Source organism: Ruegeria sp. BC7 (assembly GCF_056539165.1).
Genome location: NZ_JBQFUL010000017.1, coordinates 2,501 through 6,492 on the forward strand (window position 1 = coordinate 2,501; position 3,992 = coordinate 6,492).

Here is a 3,992-nt window from a genome sequence, read left to right on the forward strand (position 1 = left end):
GCTGAGATGTCTGTTCTTACAGACTATGGTGTGCGAACGCGCATTCTCTTCGAGAATACGCTGCCTCGCACCCGGCAGACTTTCTTTGAAAGTCGCCGCAATTGACATCGTATAGAGAGAAAATCAATCAACACTGTTTGATCGCGCCGAGTGAGGCGTTGATCTCAGTTGGTCCTCTTCGGAGGAGGTTTGATTAGGGATGTTTCCTCGTCCCTTTTTGAATATCCCGGCTGAAACGAACAGAGTTGTCCAAGTCAAGTACACTAACCCGCATAACTTAACGGTTATGCATTGTCTTCTATCCTCTGCGTGGGGCCGACCGACATCGGCAGCGCGGGTTCCAGGATGGAAGGCGGGAAAGTATGCTTTTGGTTCAGAAGAAAGATGACCTTTAGTTACCAGCTGGGTCATCACGATTGATCCGACCCCCCGAACTGTGAAGGCCGAAGGCCGGAAGAGTTCATGTCCTCAAGTAGCCGAATAGGCGGTAGGACAGATAAGGTCGTGTCTTTCTTTTTCTGGATCAAATCAAGCGCGAGAAGGGCGTTTGGTGAATGCCTTGGCAGCAAGAGGCGATGAAAGACGTGATACTCTGCGATAAGCCATGGGGAGCTGAGAATAAGCTTTGATCCATGGATTTCTGAATGGGGCAACCCACTTGAAAGCTTCATATTGTTAGTTTTGCTACTCAATATGTTGCTTAACCAAGTACTTAAGACCTGAATACATAGGGTTTTAAGAGCAAACCCGGGGAACTGAAACATCTAAGTACCCGGAGGAAAGGAAATCAATTGATACTCCCCTAGTAGCGGCGAGCGAACGGGGACCAGCCGAGCCAGATGAGTGAGAAGAACATGTTGGGAAGCATGGCCATAGCGGGTGACAGCCCCGTATTCTAAGCTCTGATGGACGTATTAAGTAGGGCGGAACACGTGAAATTCTGTCTGAAGATCGGAGGACCACCTTCGAAGGCTAAGTACTCCTTGCTGACCGATAGCGAACCAGTACCGTGAGGGAAAGGTGAAAAGCACCCCGACGAGGGGAGTGAAACAGTACCTGAAACCGAACGCCTACAATCAGTCGGAGGCTCCTTGCGAGCTGACGGCGTACCTTTTGTATAATGGGTCATCGACTTGGTCTTACGAGCAAGCTTAAGCCGTTAGGTGTAGGCGTAGCGAAAGCGAGTCTTAATAGGGCGTATGAGTTCGTGGGATCAGACCCGAAACCGAGTGATCTAGGCATGGCCAGGTTGAAGGTAAGGTAACACTTACTGGAGGACCGAACCCACATCTGTTGAAAAAGATCGGGATGAGCTGTGCCTAGGGGTGAAAGGCCAATCAAACTCGGAGATAGCTGGTTCTCTGCGAAATCTATTTAGGTAGAGCGTCATCCGAATACCCCGGGGGGTAGAGCACTGGATGGGTAATGGGGCCCCACAGGCTTACTGATCCTAACCAAACTCCGAATACCCGGGAGTACTAGATGGCAGACACACTGCGGATGCTAACGTCCGTAGTGGAGAGGGAAACAACCCTGACCTACGACTAAGGCCCCCAATTCATGGCTAAGTGGGAAAGCAGGTGGGACGACCAAAACAACCAGGAGGTTGGCTTAGAAGCAGCCATCCTTTAAAGATAGCGTAACAGCTCACTGGTCTAAATAAGTTGTCCTGCGGCGAAGATGTAACGGGGCTCAAGCCATGAGCCGAAGTCTAGGGATGCGTAAGCATCGGTAGCAGAGCGTAGTGTGACATAGCACTCATCCTGTATTATCGCCGGTCATTTGGCGCGAGCAATCGCGCTCAAGTAGCCGAATAGGCGGTAGCGCAGGATAGAGTGTTTTCGATGAAGCGGGCGCGTGAGCGATCCCGTGGAGAGATCACTAGTGAGAATGATGACATGAGTAGCGACAAAGAGTGTGAGAGACACTCTCGCCGAAAGTCCAAGGGTTCCTGCTTAAAGCTAATCTGAGCAGGGTAAGCCGGCCCCTAAGCCGAGGCCGAAAGGCGTAGGCGATGGGAACTAGGTTAATATTCCTAGGCCAGGAGGATGTGACGGATCACGAAGGTTGTTCACCCTTATCGGATTGGGTGGGCCGCTGAGTGGTTCCTGGAAATAGCCCTCCATCAGACCGTACCCTAAACCGACACAGGTGGACTGGTAGAGCATACCAAGGCGCTTGAGAGAACGATGTTGAAGGAACTCGGCAAAATACCTCCGTAAGTTCGCGAGAAGGAGGCCCGGTTCCTAGGCAACTAGGGGCTGGGGGCACAAACCAGGGGGTGGCGACTGTTTATTAAAAACACAGGGCTCTGCGAAGTCGCAAGACGACGTATAGGGTCTGACGCCTGCCCGGTGCCTGAAGGTTAAAAGGAGAGGTGAGAGCCTTGAATTGAAGCCCAGGTAAACGGCGGCCGTAACTATAACGGTCCTAAGGTAGCGAAATTCCTTGTCGGGTAAGTTCCGACCTGCACGAATGGCGTAACGACTTCCCCGCTGTCTCCAACATCGACTCAGCGAAATTGAATTGCCTGTCAAGATGCAGGCTTCCCGCGGTTAGACGGAAAGACCCCGTGCACCTTTACTACAGCTTCGCACTGGCATCAGGATTGTGATGTGCAGGATAGGTGGTAGGCTTTGAAGCAGGAACGCAAGTTCTTGTGGAGCCTCCCTTGAGATACCACCCTTCGCACTCTTGATGTCTAACCGCGGTCCGTTATCCGGATCCGGGACCCTGCGTGGCGGGTAGTTTGACTGGGGCGGTCGCCTCCTAAAGCGTAACGGAGGCGCGCGAAGGTTGGCTCAGAGCGGTCGGAAATCGCTCGTTGAGTGCAATGGCAGAAGCCAGCCTGACTGCGAGACTGACAAGTCGAGCAGAGTCGAAAGACGGCCATAGTGATCCGGTGGTCCCGAGTGGAAGGGCCATCGCTCAACGGATAAAAGGTACGCCGGGGATAACAGGCTGATACTGCCCAAGAGTCCATATCGACGGCAGTGTTTGGCACCTCGATGTCGGCTCATCTCATCCTGGGGCTGGAGCAGGTCCCAAGGGTACGGCTGTTCGCCGTTTAAAGAGGTACGTGAGCTGGGTTTAGAACGTCGTGAGACAGTTCGGTCCCTATCTGCCGTGGGTGTAGGAGACTTGAGAGGAGTTGCCCCTAGTACGAGAGGACCGGGGTGAACGATCCACTGGTGGACCAGTTGTCGTGCCAACGGCAGTGCTGGGTAGCTATGATCGGACAGGATAACCGCTGAAGGCATCTAAGCGGGAAGCCCCCCTCAAAACAAGGTCTCCCTGAGGGCCGTGGAAGACCACCACGTCAATAGGCCGGAGATGTAAGCGCAGTAATGCGTTCAGTTGACCGGTACTAATCGCCCGATAGGCTTGATTTGATCCAGTAATGGAAAGACAAAATCAAAACCGAAAGCATACACCGACCTTGACAATGGATAACGTCGCAGCGCCTAGCCGCGATGTTGATTGACATAACAACCGTGCGGCAACGCGCATTCGTAAACGAATACGCTGCCTGCCGCACGTCGCGCTTTTGCTCCGCAAAAGTCGCGACGGGGGCTTTTCCTCGGTTTGGTGGTCATAGCGCAAGTGAAACACCCGGTCCCATCCCGAACCCGGAAGTTAAGCACTGCCGCGCCAATGGTACTTGGGCTTAAGCCCCGGGAGAGTAGGTCACCGCCAAACCTAGTAAAAGCCCACACATCTCTCTAAACGATGAAAAGAACACTACCCGGTCTCAAGTAGCCGAATAGGCGGTAGACCAACGCAAAGTGTCGCGGGATGGAGCAGCCCGGTAGCTCGTCAGGCTCATAACCTGAAGGTCGCAGGTTCAAATCCTGCTCCCGCAACCAGCGTCAGAAAACCCCAACACAGCCCGTGCAGACTACAATTGATCCACCGGATCAATCGCTTAACGTCTTCACCGCGTCAGGCTCATAACCTGAAGGTCAGAGGTTCAAATCCTCTCCCCGAAACCA

The 3,992-nt window shown here is 53.1% G+C and carries 1 tRNA gene and 2 rRNA genes; all 3 read left to right on the forward strand.

Features of this window, described 5'->3' with window-relative positions:
* The first annotated feature begins 526 nt into the window (after positions 1-526).
* The 3 genes from ACR0KS_RS20315 to ACR0KS_RS20325 all read left to right on the forward strand — a co-directional run bounded on the left by ACR0KS_RS20315 (position 527) and on the right by ACR0KS_RS20325 (position 3,866).
* Positions 527-3,392, forward strand: a 23S ribosomal RNA gene (locus ACR0KS_RS20315).
* Positions 3,393-3,584: 192 nt separating this feature from the next.
* A 5S ribosomal RNA gene (gene rrf / locus ACR0KS_RS20320) occupies positions 3,585-3,699 on the forward strand.
* A 90-nt stretch (positions 3,700-3,789) separates the two neighbouring features.
* Positions 3,790-3,866, forward strand: a tRNA-Met gene (locus ACR0KS_RS20325).
* Positions 3,867-3,992 lie beyond the last annotated feature (126 nt).